Below are 19,316 nucleotides of genomic sequence, written 5' to 3'. Positions count from 1 at the left end.
TTTCTTTTTTTAATGGTTGTTTTTCGCAGGTTATAAAATAGTCCGTCAGATAAATTGTACGCCATACCGGCTGCTGATTCTTTCTGTCATTATTTCAATGATGTCCGCAGGCGGCGGTCCGGCAGGAGGTGTCAGCTCCAGGTTGCGTGCGGGTTCGCTGAATTCGATAAAATAATCCTGCAGTCCGCCGGGCGTAATAAGACTCAGGAATTTTGCAGCATCCGTCTGAATGGCAAAATGATGTTTGATGGTTCTGGGTGCAAATACCGCCTCGCCGGCAGAAGCCGTAGTCTCTTTGCCGCCAATGAAAAACTTAATCTGGCCTTCAAGCAGAAAAAAAGTTTCGTCCTCATTGGCATGAATATGTGGCGGAGGCTCTACGCCCTTCGGCAATGTCATTTCCAATAATGAGAAAGCTCCGCCGGTCTCACTGCTGTTTACCAGTACCCTGAAATATCCTCCCTGGTAACTACGGTAGTCAGCCACATTTAATACGTCATTGTCCATTGTTGTATACAATTGTTATTGATAAAAACATACCCGCTCCTCTTCAGCAGTTGCTGAAAAAGACAATTGAGATTATCTGCCTTCGCAAATATTCCGCTGGGGCAAACGAATAACTTACCTTCTTATGAAGGGGACTAATGCGGGGGATTCTGTTGAGTGGAGTTAAGCGTTGAAGTAGATAACCGGTTGCGTACTATAATGATGCCCGGCTTCGTGATGCGAAAATAACTCAGTGAAATTATTTTAGTAAGTAAAGTTGGCTGAGACGTGCAAAAGCCCCTCTGAAAGGGGCTTCTGGAAAGTCAAAATTCAAAAGTAAAAAAGTGTATGTTGAATTTATCAATGCATCCGTTACACTTCGCTGGTTGCCGGTTCGTGTATACACGAACCAGGGAGATGGAAAAGCGCTCCCTGAGGCCGATACTTCGGTCTCTCGAAGGGTTAGCGGCTGAGGAATCGTTGTGCTACGCTTTCACCCCACTGCGGATGAATGCTGCTTGCCGGCTTGAAGGCTTTGAATTTCTCCAGCGATTTTTCCAATATCTTTTTTCCCTCTTCCACGCTGCCGCCAAATTGTGGGGGTGTATTCATTTTATCGATGCCTTCCTGCAGGTATACACGCGGATTTTCGGGGTTCAATGATTTTGCTTTTGCCAATGCTTCCGCAGATGCCGCACCGGCTGTCATATAACGTCCCATTACATCACCGATCAGTTTCAGCGTGTTGATCAGTTTTTTTACCACATATATTTCTGAGTTGTTGGCTTCCAGTGCATCGGCTTTATTGATCAGCTCCTCCGCTTTGTTTGCATAAGGGTCCGTTTGCTCGGCGGCATTGTTTTTACCTAATGCATAACCGGCATTCACTCTGGCAAGCGCCGCATAGTAATAAGGCAGCCATTGCGTTTTTTCTGCATCGGCAATGCGTTCAAAGCTGTTGGACAACTCAACAAGTTTATCGGTGTTCCAGGTAGTATCCATTGCCTGTATCAGCTTTTCCATTGACTTCACATATTTTTCCGACTGCGCATTTGCAGCGATACCGGTGAGTAGCAGCAGGGAGAAAAAGAATACCTTTTTCATAAGTAGCATTTAACGTGTTTTAAAGATTATTATTAATGATATCATCTGTACGATCCACACCAAAACTAATAAAGGCCCCGATAAACACAAACGTGCGCGAAGGCGGAATAATGGCCTGGCGACGGATATTGTTGTAGGAATAGTTATAGCCATAGATCTGTTTCAAGCCAAAAATATTATTCACCGACAGTACCAGCACAGTAAACTGTCCTTTCTTTTTTGTGCCCAGCTTGGGCAGGTAGTTCATACTGAACCCTACGTTGTGATAATCCGGTGTTTCTCCCTGATCGATGATCTTGCTGCCGCTTCCGTCATCAAAGATGTGGTAATACTTCCGCGGGGTTGCATAGGTGTAAGAAAGATTGAAGCCGGTCTTCCAGTCGAGCACAAACTTTTTCAATACCAGTGAGGCCGTATGGGTTGCGGCAAAGTTGGGTGTCAGCGCGCCCGGATAATTCAGGAAGTCGCGTTTTGTATTCAGGTAAGAATAAGAAATCCAGTAATCGAGATTTTTGATGGTCTTTTTGTCGCGCCAGAATAATTCCACGCCATGAGCCTGACCGTAGCCATCATTATTAGCGGCGACCGTCGTGTTATTGAAAGGTTCTGTCTTGATAAGATTATGATATTTTTTATAAAAAGCTTCCAGGCGCAAAGTGGTGAGTCTTGACACTTTCTGGTATTGCGCAATGTAATGTGCCGCCCTGGAGAAATTAAGGTCGTACGGAGAAGGCAGGTAACGGCGTTCAGGATTCTGGTAGAAAATACCATAAGCCAGGGATGCCTGGCTCTCTGGTCCCAGCCTGTAAGCCAGTGAAGCGCGCGGCGCGATATTCACTTTTCCCAGTAATGATGAATGTTCGAAGCGCGTGCCGAGTTTGGCCGCCAATTCGTTGGTCAGATAAATATCTGTTTCTGCAAATGCGGCTTTGATATGTTCTTCCACACGCTGATCGAAACGCAGCCCGTTGTAAGCAGTGTATACCGAGCGTTCATTGCTGTAATTGTATTCTGCCCCAAACCGCAGCATGCTCAGGTTGCGCAAACGGCGCTCGAGTACTGCTTTGAGGTTGTAAAAACGTCCCCGGCTTTCCACCCCGAATTGTTTGAACTCCAGCCCGGTCAGTATAATATCCTTATTAGATCCGTCTTGCAGATGGCTGTCGATATCGTCGTTGTTTACGGAAAAAGAAGTGCCTGCCTGCAAGCGCCATTTGCGTCCGATCTTTTCTTTCCAGGAAAGATTGTGGTAAGTGTTGAGGTTCTTGAGACCAAAAGCATCTTTATAGCCTAATGTATCGATGCTATTGGTACGAAAGCCGGTTTTATTATGACTGAAATAACCATAGTATTTCAGGATACCGGTAGTGGATGTCTTTATGCGGAAGTTAGCATCGGCCGTATGATAAACAGGCACATCATAGAAATCCTGTTTTTGTTTGATTACCCGGAACGCCGGCCACAGGTTGGTGTAATCATAATTGACACCCCAGGACGATTTTTTATTTTTCGCCACGTGCTGAAGCCCTGCGCCGAGTCCGATCACGGAAACATTCACGCGTCCTTCGCTTTCGTCGGGTATATCAACCGACTCGAGGATCAAAGCAGCGGAGAGTGCCTGGCCGTAAAGGGCGGAATAACCGCCCGTGCTGAATACCGTTCCTTTAAAAAGAAAAGGTGAGAAACGTCCGCGTTGTGAAATATTGGGCACGCTGCTGTAAAAGAAATTATTAACGGGCGTGCCGTCGATGAAGGTGCGGGTTTCGGACGCCGTGCCACCGCGGACGAAAAGACCTTCGGTCTCTCCTACCTGTTGGGCACCCGGCAATGTTTTCAACGCACCGGTAATATCTCCCATACCGCTGGCCGTTGTGGCAATATCAATAGAATTCAGGACGGTGGTGCGTCCTTTATCACTGGCTTCAAAAGTTCCGGCCGAGATTACTACCGCTCTGAGTTCGGTGATCTGTTCTTTTATCTGAACATCTATTTTCAGTTCGGGTTGATCGAGGGTAACAGAAATTTCCGTTTGCTGATAACCGGAGGCACTGATCACGAGTACAAAAGTTCCGGTTTCGGTGGTAGTAAAGCCGTAGTTGCCGGCAGAATCGCTGGTGGCACCGTCGTAGCTGTCTTTCAGGGTTATGCTGGCGCTGTAGAGCGGGCGGCCTTTTTTATCGGTGACTTTGCCGGAGATACGTGTTTGGGCATACAAAGAGGAGACACCCATCATCAGGATGAAAAGCAGGAATAATGGTTTAGCTGACATATACAGTGAATAGAACACGAAAATAATAAGTATTCGGTTATAAGTTATAGGTAAAAGGCATAAGGCCCGACACTTCGGGCTAAGGTGAAACAGCCGTATTAAGTAGTAAGTATTAAGTTATAAGTTAAACAGCCCGGTGCTTTACCTGACGATTCACCATTGACCATTCACTTATTCACCATTGACGATTCACCATTGACCATTCACGATTCACCATTGACCATTCACTTATTCACCATTGACGAAAAAGGGGCCGCTGATAACAACGGCCCCGGGGTGTTAGCAACGACCCTCTCTTTTCCGGAAACAGACCACAACGTTTACTCAATCTCTTCGTAGCGTATACCCACTACCTGTACGGCATCTTTCGCACTGCCTGAGACCGGTGGCGTGGCAGAAGTTTTGCGCGAACGGATAAAGAGTATCACCAGCATCATGGCCAGCAACAATAAACTGATGGTCATTATCCATCGTTGAGAGGACGTCTGATTTGGAGTACGGATTATGGTATTTTGTATGGCGGTTTCTTCCACAACCGGCAAAGCTGCCGGCCTGAACCAGTCCAGGAACGGAAATAGTTTTTCGGGCAACCCTTTCATTGCCACCGGGAACCCGAGTCGCAATTGGGCCAGCAACAATTGCTGGCTAAGCTGCCGTTGGCCTGCTATCAGTCCCAATTCATGAAAACTGAACGAAGCGAGCAGGCACATCACGGTGTGTACGGTAGAACTTTTAACCCGGGCCGTTATGGACACGGCATTAACAGTGCTGCCATAGTGGTCGCCAAACAGATCGGCCAGTATGCCACTGCCTTTCATCAGCACATAACCGTTATCGATATAGGAAGCCGGCGGCTGCCTGAGGTTCATGCCCGCGAATTCTTTAGCAGCCTGGTAAAGACCTTCTGCATCCATGCTCATGACCGGCAAAGTAGTGAAGCGCATAAGAATGATCCGGATGATCAGCATTGCCGCATCTTTTATACCTGCCGGCTCTTCACCCGCAATGGCGGATGTTTGATCACCGAAGTCCGGGGTGATGTACTGCTCCAGCTTCTGTTGAAGTTCCTGTATCAGCAGTTCATTGCCGGTGTTATTGGTAGTGGATGAAGCAGGTCGACTCATATACTAAGGCGGAGAGGGCAGTACATCAATCGTGAATGGCTTTTTACTTAAAACTCATTACTGATAACTTAATACCTGATTTTTAAAATAAGACGGGCTGAATAACCTGGAAAGGTTGCTCAGCCCTGTCTTAAAGCCCTCTAAACCAGTTCAAAGAAATGCAGTTTTTGAAACGGGTTTAAAAAAATTCGATGAGTGAGTGTAGTTTTTCGATGAATGCGGTTGTTTTTGAGGTGAGTCCTCAGGGAGTGAATGGTCAATGGTGAATAGTCAATAGTGAATGGTGAATGGTGAATCGTGAATGGTCAATGCTGTTCTATACTTATTACTTAATACTTACTACTTAATACGGCTGTTTCACCTTAAGCCTTACACCTTAAACCTTACTCCTTATGCCTTCTCAAAACTCGGGCAACACCGACCAATAGCACAACACAATACGGCGGCGTTCATCGTCATCGCGATAATCGGTAATATAAGGCAGCGGATACTCCTCACCCTGACCAACAGCCAGGTAGGTAATACGCAAACGATTGAAATTGGAAAAATTCGGCGCCTTCTGCATGATCAGGAATTTCAGTTGGCGTAATAATTCATTTGCGCGCAATTGCGAAAGCTGACGGTTGAGATCCTGCCGGCCCGGATTTTCCATGCGCAACATCTGCGATAGTGTGGTATACAAATCAGATGAATCGGCTACCATCGTTGCATCGGCAAACCCCTGCAATACGATCGACGCGGTATGCGATACGTCTTTGTATTTATTGGAAAAACTGGCCAGCGTATCGATCACGGGACCAAACAGGGCTTTTACTTTTTCATAACTGTTGGCAGGTATACGATATACGCCCGGATCAAAGAAAGCGGCCAGGTTAAAGAGATTGTAATTGGAAATGTTCACCACATCATTCAACATCGCGTACACATGCACGCGGCGCCCGTAACGGCTGTTGAACGTATCGAGCTCGATGACACGCGGACGTATCTCATCATTATAACGTTTTTTAAAATCGCGTTTATTCTGCGTCGCCTCAGAAATCACCGTTGCATTGCGGCTGGCAGAGTCGATAGCCGCGCGGAGTTTCCCCAACGATGAGTTAAGACTTGTACGCGTATTGCCATCGATACCCCGCACATTTGATTTGGAGACCACGATGGAATTAAGGCTATCCAGGCCCTGCAATTCGCGTTGACGAATATCCTGGAAGGTGTTGACTGTTTTGCGGGCACTTTCGATCTTACGTTGGGTACCGCAGGAACTGAAAAGCAGGATTGCGGAAAAAAGAACAAAAATTATTCTCATACTGGTGGATTCGGTTTAGGAATGATTGACGGGTTATTCCGGGCCAACCGATTGTCATGGTATTGCTCCCACTCGCCAGCCATCATTGGCCGGGGCCGGCGTGGATGCCTTCCGGACCCTTTGTTCAAAAAGTCTGTTGTATAATTTTTTACGGTCATCGGCGGAACCGGGTGTAGCAACGTTCTCCATTTCTCCGATGTCTTTTCGAAGGGTATTGATCAGCGAAGTCTTATCAGGCAGGTTCAGGTCGGTGGAAGCCAGCAGCAGTTGATCAAGGAATACTTCACCATCGGCACGGATGGAAGTTTTAGAGCCTTGTTCGTCCACGGGTGTCCAGAAAGAAGCCATGATGATGAAGATCAATGCACCACCACTCCACAGTATCACCAGTGAAAGCAAAGAGCTTTTGTCAGCTTTTTTTGCCAGCACTCCCCCCAGTCCCCCCAGTTTATGGAAAATATTCTCCATACTCAACTGTTTTTAGCATTCATCCGGTCACCCAGTTCGTGAATGAGTTTATCCAGTTCACCGATGAACGCGGTTGTTTTCTGCGTGTTCTTTCCTTTCTGCAAAAGTAGTTTTTCTATGTCACTTATTTGGACAAATACCGGATGGCGCGGCCCCAAAGGTGAAAAAGTAGATCGCATGCCGTGAAGCAATGACCTCACCGCTTCGCCATCCCCTTTTTTCAAGGCGGCTTCCAGGCCAGACCTGTCTTTTTTCCACTGCTGTTGCATTTCCGATATTATCTCCAGGGCCATATCACGATCACCGGCTATCAATTGTAATAAATAATCATAAGTGCCGTCTGCCTCTTCCTGCAATGGTGGCCTGCCGGCTTCAGGCAAAAGCGAAAGCACTGCTTCCACGAGTTTGTTCTCCTCTATCGGTTTGCCGATGTAAGCATTGAAACCTGCTTCCATACATTTCGCCTGTTCTTCTTTTGACACATAAGCCGTCATGGCAATCATCGGTATCGCCAATTTCCGCTCGCGGCGTATCTGATCCGCTGCCACATACCCGTCCATCACCGGCATCTGGATATCCATCAAGATAAGGTCGTACTTATTTTTCGATAAAGCAATAAGTGCTTCTTCCCCGTTAGCGGCAAACTCAACAGAAGCATGGTACTTCCGCATCAGGTGATCCAGCAGCAATTGATTGGTACGGTTATCTTCTACTGCCAATATGCTGAAAGGCGATAAATCTATATAGGTTGTTGAGGCAGGACCGTCATTTTCTGCGGTTTCTTCATCCGATACTTTTTCAAACAGCGTGGTAAAAGTGAATACCGAGCCTCTGCCCAGATCACTGTGTACGGAAATATTACCACCAAGCATGCTCACGAGGTTCTTGACGATGGTAAGACCAAGCCCCGTGCCGCCGTGCTGCCGCGTAGTAGCATGCTCCAGTTGTTCAAAACGCTGGAAGATGGATTCGATTTTGTCTGCCGGAATACCTGCACCTGTATCGCGCACGCTGAATGCGATCTTGACCTTATTGCTTTCCGCATTATCCCATACGATGGACACGCCAAGATAAACCGCACCCTGGCTGGTAAATTTGATCGCGTTACCTATCAGGTTGATAAGAATCTGCTTGAGACGCTCGGGATCACTTTTAAGATAGCGCGGAATCTTTGGGTCGATATCCAATGTGTATTGCAGGTCTTTCTCCGTAAGCCCGGCGGAGAACATCAGGTGGATGTCTTCGAGTATATCCCGCAGGTCAAACACTTTCCGGTCAATCCGCATTTTACCCGCTTCAATTTTGGAAAGATCGAGCACATCGTTCACAATATTCAGCAGGTTGTAGCTCGAAGAGGTAATAATGCTGACATATTGCTGTTGTTTGTCGTTGAGTTCCGTTTGCGAAAGCAACTGTCCAAAGCCGACCAATGCGTTGAGCGGCGTCCGCAGTTCATGACTCATATTTGCCAAAAACTGATCCTTCGCCTCCGTTGACCGTTGCGCGGCTTTCTCAGCCTCTTTCAGATCGCTGATCAGTTGCAATTGCCTTGCATGTCTGCGCACGATGATAGTAGTCATTACCAATATCGCCAGAATGGCGGCAACGGCCAGCACCCGGTTGTATAACGAAAGTTTATTGGCCTGTGCGGTGTTGCGGATCAGGGTGTCCTGCAAATCTTTTTCAAGCAGTTTCTGTACTTCAAGGCAATTAGTATAGATACTATCGCCGAGTTGCATGCGCCGGAGCGAGTCCACCAATGGCTGACGTACGGACTGCACACTACCCGATTCGAGTATCTGGAAAGAAAGGTTTACCTGCCGTACAATATAGGTGTTGAGTTTTTCAAGGAAGCCGCGGGTATCCTTATTGGCAGCGGCTTTCATGAGCGCGTTGCTATTGTATTCAAGTAAGGTCAGCGAATCGCTGAGATTGCTCTTACGTTCCTCGTTAGCGGGGGCAGACAGCCTGAATTTGGCTTGCAGGTCGAAGGCGATATTTACCAGTTCCTGCATGCGGTTGTTGATCTTGAATGTTTCAACGGCCTGCAGGTTTCCCTGTTTCAATGCAAGCGTAGCCTGGTTGGTAAACATCTGCGTAATGAAAATAAGCAGCATCAGCACTAAAGCCAGCAAAACGATCGGGATGTAACGATGCCTGAATATTTTCATGAACAGTATTACAGCAGATGAAGGTTTTGTAATAGTTGATCGCGGTATGATTCGGACACAGGAATAGCCACATCGTGAATATGCACGACCATGTCTTCGATATAATCGATCTTATCAAGGGCAATGATATAGCTGCGGTGTACGCGAATGAAACGCGGGCTTGGCAAACGTTCTTCCAGCAGGCGCAGGCTTGAATGAATGATATAACTTTTGCCGGGCACGTGCACGCGGGCGTAGTCACCTTTCGCTTCCATCCATAAAATGTCGTTGAGGTCGAGCTTGCGGATTACTTTTCTTTCTTTGATAAAAAGAAAATCGGGAGATATCTGGCTGAGTTGGGTGTCTTTGCCGCGCAACAATTCCACTGCGCGTTCTACAGCCAATATCAACCGGGAAAAAGAAAAAGGTTTTACGAGGTAATCCACCACGTTCAGTTCAAAAGCTTCCACTGCATAACCCTGCTTGGCCGTGGTAAGAATGGTGAGAGGCTTTTCAGGTAAAACTTTGAGTAATTCGAGACCGCTCATTCCCGGCATCTCGATGTCGAGGAAAAGTATGTCGACCGGTTTTTCCTGCAACACTTTACGCGCGGAAATAGCGTCTTCGCACTCACCGGCGATCTGCACCACCGCGATCTTTTCCAGGAACTGGCGGAGCATGAGACGTGCAACGCGGTTGTCGTCTACGATGAGGCATTGTGGAGGCAGGTCTTCTTTCATAGCGTGGTGACAAATATAAGGTATAAGGCAGAAGGAGTAAGGGGTAAGGCGGAAGGGGTAAGGCGGAAGGGGTAAGGCGGAAGGGGTAAGGCGGAAGGCGGAATTATTAAGTAGTAAGTTATAGGTATTAGGTAACAGCCTTATTGACGATTCACGATTCACCATTCACCATTCACTATTCACCTACTCACTTATTGCCTTATTCACAAAAAAAGCCCCGCTGCTTGGCGGGGCTTTCACTATAAGAGCTTGGCTTATTTGTATTGGGGAATGATGGAATTCGCCAGGTCAACCATTTTCTTAATGCCGTCGTCGGGCAGATTACCTTTCTTGAACTGCGCCAGTACATCGGGCAGTTTGTTTTCCATTTCCATCAGGAAGTGTTCTTCGAACTCCTTCACTTTGCTTACAGCTACGTCACGCATCAGACCGTTGGTACCGAGGTAGATGATGGCAACTTGTTTCTCTACCGGGAATGGAGAGAATTGAGGTTGCTTCAGTACTTCCACGTTACGGGCGCCTTTGTCGATTACGTTTTTGGTAGCGGCATCGAGGTCACCACCGAATTTGGAGAATGCTTCCATCTCGCGGTAGAGCGCCTGGTCCAGTTTCAGTGTGCCGGCTACTTTCTTCATCGACTTGATCTGGGCGTTACCACCTACACGGCTTACGGAGATACCTACGTTGATCGCCGGGCGGATGCCGGAGAGGAACAGGTTAGACTCCAGGAAGATCTGTCCGTCGGTGATGGAGATCACGTTGGTAGGAATGTAGGCAGATACGTCACCGGCTTGTGTTTCAATGATCGGCAGAGCGGTCAGTGAGCCACCACCTTTTACGAGGTGTTTGATAGACTCCGGCAGATCGTTCATGTTTTTAACGATCTCGTCGTTGTTGATCACTTTCGCGGCGCGTTCCAGCAAACGGCTGTGCAGGTAGAATACGTCACCGGGATAAGCCTCACGTCCTGGAGGACGACGCAGCAGCAGGGATACCTCACGGTAAGCCACCGCTTGCTTTGAAAGGTCATCATAAATGATCAGTGCAGGACGGCCGGTATCACGGAAGAACTCACCGATGGCCGCACCGGCGAATGGAGCGTAGAACTGCAGGGGAGCAGGGTCGCTCGCAGAAGCCGCTACGATGGTAGTGTACTCCATCGCGCCATTGTCCTGCAGGGTTTTCATCACACCTGCAACGGTAGAAGCTTTCTGACCGATGGCTACGTAGATACAGTATACAGGCTGACCTGCTTTGAAAAATTCTTTCTGATTGATGATGGTGTCAATGGCGATCGCTGTTTTACCAGTCTGACGGTCACCAATGATCAGCTCACGCTGTCCGCGGCCGATAGGAATCATCGCGTCAATCGCTTTGAGACCGGTCTGCAACGGCTCTTTTACAGGCTCACGGAAGATTACACCGGGAGCTTTACGCTCGAGGGGCATTTCATACAGTTCGCCGGAGATGGGGCCTTTACCATCGATCGGATGACCAAGTGTGTTCACCACGCGGCCAACCATGCCTTCACCTACTTTGATAGAAGCGATCTGACCAGTGCGGCGTACATTAGCCCCTTCCTTGATTTCTCCGCTCTCACCCATCAATACCACACCCACGTTGTCTTCTTCAAGGTTCAGGGCAATAGCACGAACACCATTGTCAAATTCTACCAGTTCACCATAACGTACATTGCTGAGACCGTATACGCGGGCGATACCATCACCCACCTGCAACACGGTGCCTACTTCTTCGAGGTCGGCACTGGCGTTAAAATTGCTCAACTGCTGACGCAGTATCGCACTTATTTCATCTGGCTTAATGTCTGCCATATCTCTATAGGTTTTTTGCTTTTTGAACGGGAGAGAAACTCTCCTGATTTTCGGCTGCAAAAGTAGGGTAACGGCGACGGAGAAACAAAAAAAGACCCCGAAATATCGGGGTCTTTTGCGATTCAGTCACAAATCTTATCCTATTCAGCGGATCAGCAGCTTCTCGCGATGCTCTTCCTCGCCGGTACGTATTTCGATATGATAGAGTCCTGAAGACAAGCCACTGATATCCAGCTCTGTACGGTTTCCGGAGGTGGCGAGGCCAGTCCATTGACGTACTACCTGCCCCAGGCTGTTCACCAAACGCACATCAGCCTTGGCACTGCTGCCGCTTACGGTCAGGTATACCTTGCCGCTGGCCGGGTTGGGACGCAGGCTCACCAGCAGGTTGGTTTGCTCGATACGGGCTGTGCGGATCTCCGACAGTTTCTCGCGGTTGTCCAGGTCGGTCTGGCGCAAACGGTAGTAGTAAAGTACTCCGGCCTGAACCTCTGTATCAGTATATTGATAATCAGATCTGGCGGCAGTAGTACCATTACCATCTACCCAGCCAATGCGTTCGAAATTGTTGCCGTCTGCACTGCGCTCTACTGCAAAACCACGGTTGTTGGTTTCCTGCGAAGTTGCCCATGTCAGTTGAATGTCCGAACGGCGTGCGCGCGCTTCAAAGCTGATCAGGTTGACAGGCAGTACTGTGTTGGCAGATACCAGTATGAATTGTGAGAATCCACCGGTAAAGTTGGCTGTGAAGGATACATATCCTCTTGTGGAACGCAGGTCATTCACCGTGGGTGTAACGAGCTGCGCATCGCTTCCCTGAATCACCGCACCAAGGTTTACCCCGTCTTTCACTTTCATGAGTTTCAGGTTGGGAACGTTCGCACCCCAATCGGCCAGTTCCGCTGTAGTGAAATACAGTGTAGCCTGGTAGGTAGCGCTGGTATTGGCAGAAGCAGGTACAAGCGTAATCACTTTGCTGCTGCGCTGGTAAGAACCGACCGTGGTGGCCAGCGTTACGAGGGCTGTTCCTGATTGCGTTACAGATGCCGTAACGTTGTTGATACTGCTGTTGAGATTATTGAGGGAAGCGATCACTCTGCCGGCTGTGCTGCGGAACAGGTTGCTGGTGCCGGACCGTACATCTGATCCATAACTGCTGCCAACAGCCGTTTCAATGGTAGTAGCAGAAGCGGTCAGCAAGACGTCATCGATGTTCAGGGCCGGGTCGTTGCCGCCGCCGTCGTCATTATTCCACAAAAAGCCCAGGTGGAAAGAAGCATTGGCAAATGTTGCGTCAGCCAGCGCAAGCGTTGCTGTACCTGTTACGGCAGAAGTGGTACCTGCATATATCGGAGAGCCCACAATTCTGGTATAGGTAGTAGGTGTAGCCGCAGGCAGGTAAGTGGCCAGCCCATAGTCATAGGCCGTAGAGCCAACTACTTCGCCTCTCACGCGGTATTTGAATGACAATTGCAAACCGCTATAGCCGGATGCATTGATCAAAGGTGTTCTCAGCAAGGAAATGCCTGCAACCGTTTTTGTATAGCTGTTGGCATATGGCGCTGTTGTACTGTTGGTGATATAAGCACAGTTACCCGTACCACCCGCAGAACCGGTGTTAGATACTATCCAGTTGTTAGGCATGCCGCCGGAAGCAAGTATATTCCAGCCTGTTAATGATCCCTCAAAATCCTGGCTTAACAGCGTGATCGGATTCTGGCTGGGCGTTACGTTGTCATCATCCGTGATGGTGATTGTCTGTGTTTGAGCGGAGGTGCCGGCCTGTACACCGGTACCTGTAATGCCATAGCTCAGGGTAATTGTACGGCTGCCATCGATTTCGGCATTGTCGAAAATGCGGACCGTCACCAGTTTTCTTACATCGCCTGCGGCAAACGTTACCGATGGTGTCAGTAGCTGGTAGTGATAACCGCTTACGGCCGTTCCGCCCGGCGTGATGTTCACCGTGGCGACACCTGTCGCTTTGTTTTCCACCAGGATTGCGAAAGTAGTATCGCGGTAGCGCGGATAAGTGCCTGTAAGACCTGTTTCAGGAATAGTTACGGCTGTAAGGCAGGGATTAAATTGTATTCTGTTGGAAACAGGAGCATCGATTGCAGGAACAGTGGAGGTGGTAAGGCTTCCGCGGCGCGGGCTGTTGAGCAGCACCGTTTGCATTCTTGTTTTCTGATCGGCTGTAAATGTATTGAGGATTACGTCGTCGGTGTAGTCCATGAAGTTCTCAAACATTTCATCCGCCGTACCGCAACTGTTGGGTTTGGGGTGCGTAGGTACGCCGGCATTTTGTCCCTGATGTGTGGGAGTATCCCCGCAGTAGTCTGTGCCGCAGGTAGCATCGCCCCAGATATGGCGGAGGCCAAAGAAGTGACCAAGCTCATGAGTAAGTGTGCGACCTTTGCCAAATTGCGCAGCGCATCCGCCGGTCGGAACAAATTCACTACCAACAGAGGATGGAATAACGGCTACTCCTGCTGTAGACGCTGTTTCGCTGTCGTTCAGGCCGGATAGGCCCGACATTCCGGGAAATGTTGCAATACCCAGGATGCTGGACTCCATATTAAGCACCCAGATATTCAGATAGCGGTTTGCATCCCAGATAGTTGTCGGCTTGATCGTATTCGTCAACGCGTTGTTGGCAGGGTTGGCATAGCCAACAGTATAAGGGCCTGCACCAAAACCTGCTGACGACCCGTTAATACGGTCGATACCCGGTTCTGCAAGGATGTTGCCCGAAGGATCGGTTGTTGCCAGGGCAAACCGGATTTCCATATCCGCCGCTACGGCGTAAGGGCTATTGTTCTGATTGCCAAAATCCTTGTTCAACTGTATCAATTGTTGCTGAATTGCTGCGGCACTGATGTTGGCCCCGGTACCTACTGTCTGGCCGGTATGAATGATGTGGAACACTACAGGTATCGTTACAATCGCCTGCACGCGCGCGCCTTCAAGGCTGCGTTCGCGGATCTTTTGCTGCAGCCAGCTTTCAAACTGCTGATCACTAACCGTCATCGGATTGGTCCTGCGCATATTCTCCAGCACCTCGACGGTAGCACATTTTTTTACTTCGGTTTGTTGATTGGTAAAAGGTATAGGCTGAAAGCTCTGCGCACTAACGGCATAGCTCAGCATAACACCCGTAAGAATGGTGTAAAGCTTTTTCATAAGCAGAGTAGAGTTGAGTTTAGCTGTACAATTTACGGTAAAAACCATAACAGGTGTTTCCTCTTATAAAAAAAATCCCCGTCCGGAGGGACAGGGATACTAATCGGGAGAAAGGAGATCAGCGAATTTTATAAATAAAATCGTTGTTATCAAATTGCTTGGCAATTGCCTTCAGGTCATAGGCGATGCTGGCGTCCACCAGTTTATCACCTGCCTGCAATACAAATCCGCCGATGAGGCCTGGATCAACCACGGTTTCCAGTTCGATGGAAGGAAAATCGCCGGCTTCTTTTACCTTGGCTACGATTGCTTCTTTTACGGAATCGCTCACGGGAACGGCCGTCTTCAGCGTTACGGTCTGGATATGTTTGTGGTCTTTGTACAGCTTGATACCGGCGTTCACAATCTCGGGAAGATTTGATTCACGCCCTTTGGCAATCAGCAGGTTGTTGAAAGCGGCTGTCAGTGGAGATATGTTGCCGGTTGTAACGGCTTCCATGATCTTCTTCTTGGTGTCGGATTTCACGATCGGGCTGCGCAGCAGGGTTACCAGCTCGCGGCTGCCTTTGATGGCGGCCTGCAACCACTGCAGGTCGGTATATACCTCTTCCAGTTGTCCTCTCTCGATCGCGAGATCGATCAGTGATTTGGCGTACCGGGATGCTAAACGTGGGTTTGGCATTTATCTGATTTTGATGATTTGATCCCGGAGGTCCGGGATTGAAAATTTGGTCCCGAAGTTTCGGGATAGGTAATGAAGTATCAGTTCATTCTTACTTCATCAACCAGGCTCTTGATATGCGCTTCCTGTGCTTCTTTTGAAGCCAGTTCCTGGCGCAGCACTTTCTCGCTTACTTCGATCACCAGTTTACCTACCTGGTTTTTCACATCGGTCAGGGCAGCCATTTTCTGTGAGTTGATGGCAACCTGCGCTTCTGCGATGATCTTGTTCGCTTCCACTTTCGCCTGCTCTTTCGCTTCGTTGATGATCTTGTCTTTGGTATCGCGTGCTTCTTTCAGCAACTGTCCTCTTTCTTCACGTGCACGGGCCAGCAGGGCTTCGTTCTCACTCTGCATTTGCGCCATTTCCTGCTTTACTCTTTCCGCTGTAGCGATTGAGTTGGCAATATTGGACTCGCGTTCATTCAGCGATTTGATGATGGGCTTCCAGGCGAATTTCTTCAACAGCAGCAACACGATCACAAAGGCCACGAGGGTCCAGACAAAGAAACCAAGATGAGGAGTTAATAAACTCATTGTATTAAATTAAAAATTCAAAAGTCAAAAGTCAAAAAGCCAAAAGTAGAACTGTACCCTCCGCCCTGTGCTTCAGGTACAGCACTTAGTTGGGTAGCTATCCTTAAGCTTTCAGTACCGCCAGCAGACCAGCGATTACAGCGAACAGCGCCACACCTTCTACGAAGGCAGCGGTAAGGATCATAGCACCACGGATGTCGTTAGCAGCTTCGGGCTGACGGGCGATGGCTTCGGTTGCACCTTTACCAATCTGACCGATACCGATACCAGCTCCGATCGCAGCCAGACCAGCGCCGATTGCACCACCAAAGTGGCTAACGCTTACATCCAGCAAAACATTCAATAAATCCATGACTGTGGTTTTATATAATTAAAAATAGAGACTCGTTATTAATGATGTACGTCTTCTTCGTAGTGATGATCACCGATGGCCTGGCTGATAAACACCGCTGTCAGGTTGGTGAAGATAAAGGCCTGGATAAACGCTACCAGCACTTCGATGATGTAAATGAACACCGCAAAGGCAATGGATACCGGCGTAAAGGCCACACCCGCCACTTTGGTCATTTCAGCAAAGATGAAGATCAGGCTCACAAAGCTCAGGATGATGATGTGACCTGCCGTCATGTTCGCAAAAAGACGGACAATCAGGGCGAAAGGCTTGGTGAACACACCCAGCAATTCTACCGGCAGCATCAGGATTTTCACGGGCACCGGTACACCAGGGAACCAGAAAATGTGACCCCAGAAATGTGAGTTGGAACTCGCCAGGATCACCACCAGTGAAATAATACCCAATACCGCTGTAAAGGCAATATTACCTGTTACGTTGGCAGCGCCAGGCAACAGACCAAATATGTTATTGATAAGAATGAAGAAGAACAAAGTGAGCAGGTAAGGCAGGAACTTCTGGTATTTAGGACCCAGGTTCGGCTTGGCCACATCGTCGCGCACAAACATGATCACGGGCTCGATAGCATTCTGCAGACCACGGGGAGCAGAAGTTACACCCTGACCGGATTTGTACTTTTTAGCCATGGAAGACATGATCCAGACCAGCACCGCCAGCGCCAGGAACATCTGTACTACGTTCTTGGTGAGTGAAAAATCATATACGGAAACACTTGCATCGGCTTCGCCCGCATCATTAACAGGAACGATGTCATGACCTACGAGCTTGTATCCGTTATGAATGGCTTCGCCGTGATGAAACTTTGAAGACATGAAAATGTCCAGACCGCGCTCAGGTGAATAAAGAATCACCGGCAGCGGCAGCGTAGCATGAAACGCATCATGCCCTTCTCCTACTGTAAAAAAGTGAAATTCATGCGCATCGGCAATGTGGTCCAGCATGGCTGCACCCGGATCAAATTTTTCACCGTGTCCCTCACCGCCGCCGGCCTTCACCGAAAGCGAAATTGTAAGGAGAAACAGGCTGAAAACCGCTGTAGAAAAGGATTTGAGGCGTTTTTTCATCATACCACCCTGAAATTTGCGGCAAAGATAAGGCCGCAGCACTAAAAAAGGGAATCGGCCGGATGGAATTTGCCATTTTTTTGTGGCGTGGCCGGATTACCCGCTCCGTTGCCTGGTTATCAACCGTTTGTTTCCGGTTCGGCCGTTTCGCTGGCAAATTGCATGGCATGCAGGCCGGCATAGAAACCACCCTTCGCCAGCAACTCGGCATGACTGCCTGTTTCTTTCACCTCGCCACGGTCCAGCACGATGATCCGGTCGGCCTTGCGGATGGTCGACAAGCGGTGCGCAATCACAATCGCGGTCCTTCCCTTCACCAGCGTATCGATCGCATGCTGGATCAGGTGCTCGCTTTCCGTGTCTACCGACGAAGTGGCTTCATCCATGATCAGCACCGAAGGCTGATAAAGCATGGCCCGGATAAACGATAACAACTGACGCTGGCCCAGCGACAACGTAGCGCCACGCTCCATTACATTGTAATCGTATCCACCCGGCAACCGCATGATGAAATCATGCATATCGATGAGCCTGGCCGCTTCAATTACTTTTTCTTTGGAGATCTCAGGGTTGCGCAAGGTAATATTGTCCATCACCGAGCCGGAAAAAAGAAACACATCCTGCAGTACCACCCCGATATTTTTCCGGAGATAGTCCGTACTGTAATCATTAATGTCCCTTCCGTCGATCCGGATCACGCCTTCTTTTACCTGGTAAAGCCGGTTGAGCAGGCTGATGATCGTGGTTTTTCCGCTGCCGGTATGACCCACGATGGCCACCGTTTCGCCCGCCTTCACTTCAAACGATACATTTTTCAACACATAGTTTTCGTCGGTATAGGCGAATGTTACATTTTCAAAATTAATCTGGCCATTCAGCGGTTTTCCGCCGCCGTCATAAGCATCGGGTTTGTCTTTCGTCACATCATCATTGTCCAGCACTTTGAACACGCGTTCGCTGGCAATGATCCCCATCTGCAATACGTTGAATTTATCCGCGATCATCCGCAGCGGGCGAAACAACAGGTTCAGGCAAAGAATGAATGACATGATCACCCCCTGCTGCCCTTTTCCCAAATTCAATGCCTCCCCTGCAGACCACCATACGATAAGACTTATCGAAAGCGCCAGGATAATTTCGATCAGGGGAAAAAATACGGAGTAGGCAAAAATGGCTTTGATGTTCGCATTGCGGTGCTCGCGGTTGATACTGTCGAATTTGCGGAATTCTTTGTCCTGGATGGCAAACGACTGCACTACCTGCATGCCCGTCAGGTGTTCCTGCACAAAAGCATTCAGGGAGGCCACGGCATTGCGCACGCTGAGAAATGATTTGTTGATGCTACGCCTGAAATAGTAGGTAGCGATAAGTATGATCGGAAACGGAATCAGGGCCACAAATGTCAATTGCCAGTCCACTGCAAACATATATGCCAGTACACAGATGATCGATAAAAGGTCGGCGATAATGGGCACCAGCCCGTCGGCGAAAATATCATTGATGGATTCGATGTCGTTGATCGTACGCGTTGTAAGTGTACCGATCGGTGTTTTATCAAACTGACGGAGATTGAGCCGCAGAATATGTTTGTAAACGGCAACCCGCAGGTCGCGGACCACGGCTTGCCCCAGCCACGAAGTCATAAACGAGAAGAAAAAACGCATGGCCGTTTCCACCAGCAACAACCCGATCTGGATAATGGTCATGATCACCAGCCATTTTACCATCGAATGCGCGATGTATTGATCCACCGTATACTGGATCAGGAAGGGGCGCACGGGTGTGATGACCGCAAGCAGAATAGCCAGCACGATAGAAAAGTAAAACCTTCCTTTATAGGGTGCGGCATAGCTGAATACCCTCCGCAAATGCGTCAGGTCGAGAAATTTCTTATTCGTGGCAGACAAGTTGTGTGATTAAACGG

Annotated in this window: 15 protein-coding genes; all 15 read right to left on the bottom strand. The window is 48.7% G+C overall.

Features of this window, described 5'->3' with window-relative positions; all coding sequences use genetic code 11:
• Window positions 1-45: 45 nt before the first annotated feature.
• Window positions 46-519 (bottom strand): cupin domain-containing protein, encoded by a 474-nt coding sequence (locus H608_RS23395; protein WP_155990036.1) that lies wholly within the window; start codon window positions 517-519, stop codon window positions 46-48.
• Between the two features lie 429 nt (window positions 520-948).
• Window positions 949-1,590, bottom strand: a complete 642-nt coding sequence (locus H608_RS0103900; protein ID WP_028786533.1) for a hypothetical protein — start codon at window positions 1,588-1,590, stop codon at window positions 949-951.
• 19 nt (window positions 1,591-1,609) lie between these two features.
• Window positions 1,610-3,859: a TonB-dependent receptor gene (locus H608_RS0103895; RefSeq protein WP_028786532.1), complete on the bottom strand. Its 2,250-nt coding sequence runs from the start codon at window positions 3,857-3,859 to the stop codon at window positions 1,610-1,612.
• Window positions 3,860-4,179: 320 nt separating this feature from the next.
• Window positions 4,180-4,983, bottom strand: coding sequence for a DUF937 domain-containing protein (locus H608_RS0103890; RefSeq protein ID WP_028786531.1), 804 nt, complete (start codon window positions 4,981-4,983; stop codon window positions 4,180-4,182).
• Window positions 4,984-5,383: 400 nt separating this feature from the next.
• Window positions 5,384-6,286: an OmpA family protein gene (locus tag H608_RS0103885; RefSeq protein WP_028786530.1), complete on the bottom strand. Its 903-nt coding sequence runs from the start codon at window positions 6,284-6,286 to the stop codon at window positions 5,384-5,386.
• Between the two features lie 54 nt (window positions 6,287-6,340).
• Window positions 6,341-6,754 (bottom strand): hypothetical protein, encoded by a 414-nt coding sequence (locus H608_RS0103880; protein ID WP_038007039.1) that lies wholly within the window; start codon window positions 6,752-6,754, stop codon window positions 6,341-6,343.
• 2 nt (window positions 6,755-6,756) lie between these two features.
• Window positions 6,757-8,925 carry an ATP-binding protein gene (locus H608_RS0103875; protein ID WP_028786528.1) on the bottom strand — a complete coding sequence of 723 codons (2,169 nt, stop codon included), beginning with the start codon at window positions 8,923-8,925 and terminating at the stop codon, window positions 6,757-6,759.
• Between the two features lie 8 nt (window positions 8,926-8,933).
• On the bottom strand, window positions 8,934-9,644 hold the full coding sequence (locus tag H608_RS0103870; RefSeq protein WP_028786527.1) for a LytR/AlgR family response regulator transcription factor: 711 nt from the start codon (window positions 9,642-9,644) through the stop codon (window positions 8,934-8,936).
• 254 nt (window positions 9,645-9,898) lie between these two features.
• Entirely contained in the window at window positions 9,899-11,476 is a 1,578-nt protein-coding gene (gene atpA, locus H608_RS0103865) for a F0F1 ATP synthase subunit alpha (protein WP_028786526.1), read from the bottom strand.
• A 144-nt stretch (window positions 11,477-11,620) separates the two neighbouring features.
• The gene (locus tag H608_RS23390; RefSeq protein ID WP_162142836.1) at window positions 11,621-14,659 is read right to left on the bottom strand and encodes a M43 family zinc metalloprotease; all 3,039 of its coding nucleotides are present in this window, start codon (window positions 14,657-14,659) and stop codon (window positions 11,621-11,623) included.
• A 118-nt stretch (window positions 14,660-14,777) separates the two neighbouring features.
• The gene (gene atpH, locus H608_RS0103855; RefSeq protein ID WP_028786525.1) at window positions 14,778-15,341 is read right to left on the bottom strand and encodes an ATP synthase F1 subunit delta; all 564 of its coding nucleotides are present in this window, start codon (window positions 15,339-15,341) and stop codon (window positions 14,778-14,780) included.
• 80 nt (window positions 15,342-15,421) lie between these two features.
• Entirely contained in the window at window positions 15,422-15,916 is a 495-nt protein-coding gene (gene atpF / locus H608_RS0103850) for a F0F1 ATP synthase subunit B (RefSeq protein ID WP_028786524.1), read from the bottom strand.
• Between the two features lie 103 nt (window positions 15,917-16,019).
• Window positions 16,020-16,268: an ATP synthase F0 subunit C gene (atpE, locus tag H608_RS0103845; protein ID WP_028786523.1), complete on the bottom strand. Its 249-nt coding sequence runs from the start codon at window positions 16,266-16,268 to the stop codon at window positions 16,020-16,022.
• Between the two features lie 38 nt (window positions 16,269-16,306).
• Window positions 16,307-17,395 carry a F0F1 ATP synthase subunit A gene (atpB, locus tag H608_RS0103840; protein ID WP_028786522.1) on the bottom strand — a complete coding sequence of 363 codons (1,089 nt, stop codon included), beginning with the start codon at window positions 17,393-17,395 and terminating at the stop codon, window positions 16,307-16,309.
• 116 nt (window positions 17,396-17,511) lie between these two features.
• Window positions 17,512-19,299 (bottom strand): ABC transporter ATP-binding protein, encoded by a 1,788-nt coding sequence (locus tag H608_RS21150; protein WP_038007035.1) that lies wholly within the window; start codon window positions 19,297-19,299, stop codon window positions 17,512-17,514.
• Window positions 19,300-19,316 lie beyond the last annotated feature (17 nt).

Origin of the sequence: Terrimonas ferruginea DSM 30193 (genome assembly GCF_000425585.1) — a bacterium.
GTDB lineage: Bacteria > Bacteroidota > Bacteroidia > Chitinophagales > Chitinophagaceae > Terrimonas > Terrimonas ferruginea.
Note: the sequence above shows the minus strand (reverse complement) of the source record. Positions and strands in the feature narration are given on the sequence as shown.

Coding starts and splice junctions, on each gene's coding strand:
- H608_RS0103900 (WP_028786533.1), bottom strand. CDS start 1,590: ATGAAAAAGGTATTCTTTTTCTCCCTGCTGCTACTCACCGGTATCGCT.
- H608_RS0103895 (WP_028786532.1), bottom strand. CDS start 3,859: ATGTCAGCTAAACCATTATTCCTGCTTTTCATCCTGATGATGGGTGTC.
- H608_RS0103890 (WP_028786531.1), bottom strand. CDS start 4,983: ATGAGTCGACCTGCTTCATCCACTACCAATAACACCGGCAATGAACTG.
- H608_RS0103885 (WP_028786530.1), bottom strand. CDS start 6,286: ATGAGAATAATTTTTGTTCTTTTTTCCGCAATCCTGCTTTTCAGTTCC.
- H608_RS0103880 (WP_038007039.1), bottom strand. CDS start 6,754: ATGGAGAATATTTTCCATAAACTGGGGGGACTGGGGGGAGTGCTGGCA.
- H608_RS0103875 (WP_028786528.1), bottom strand. CDS start 8,925: ATGAAAATATTCAGGCATCGTTACATCCCGATCGTTTTGCTGGCTTTA.
- H608_RS0103870 (WP_028786527.1), bottom strand. CDS start 9,644: ATGAAAGAAGACCTGCCTCCACAATGCCTCATCGTAGACGACAACCGC.
- atpA (WP_028786526.1), bottom strand. CDS start 11,476: ATGGCAGACATTAAGCCAGATGAAATAAGTGCGATACTGCGTCAGCAG.
- H608_RS23390 (WP_162142836.1), bottom strand. CDS start 14,659: ATGAAAAAGCTTTACACCATTCTTACGGGTGTTATGCTGAGCTATGCC.
- atpH (WP_028786525.1), bottom strand. CDS start 15,341: ATGCCAAACCCACGTTTAGCATCCCGGTACGCCAAATCACTGATCGAT.
- atpF (WP_028786524.1), bottom strand. CDS start 15,916: ATGAGTTTATTAACTCCTCATCTTGGTTTCTTTGTCTGGACCCTCGTG.
- atpE (WP_028786523.1), bottom strand. CDS start 16,268: ATGGATTTATTGAATGTTTTGCTGGATGTAAGCGTTAGCCACTTTGGT.
- atpB (WP_028786522.1), bottom strand. CDS start 17,395: ATGATGAAAAAACGCCTCAAATCCTTTTCTACAGCGGTTTTCAGCCTG.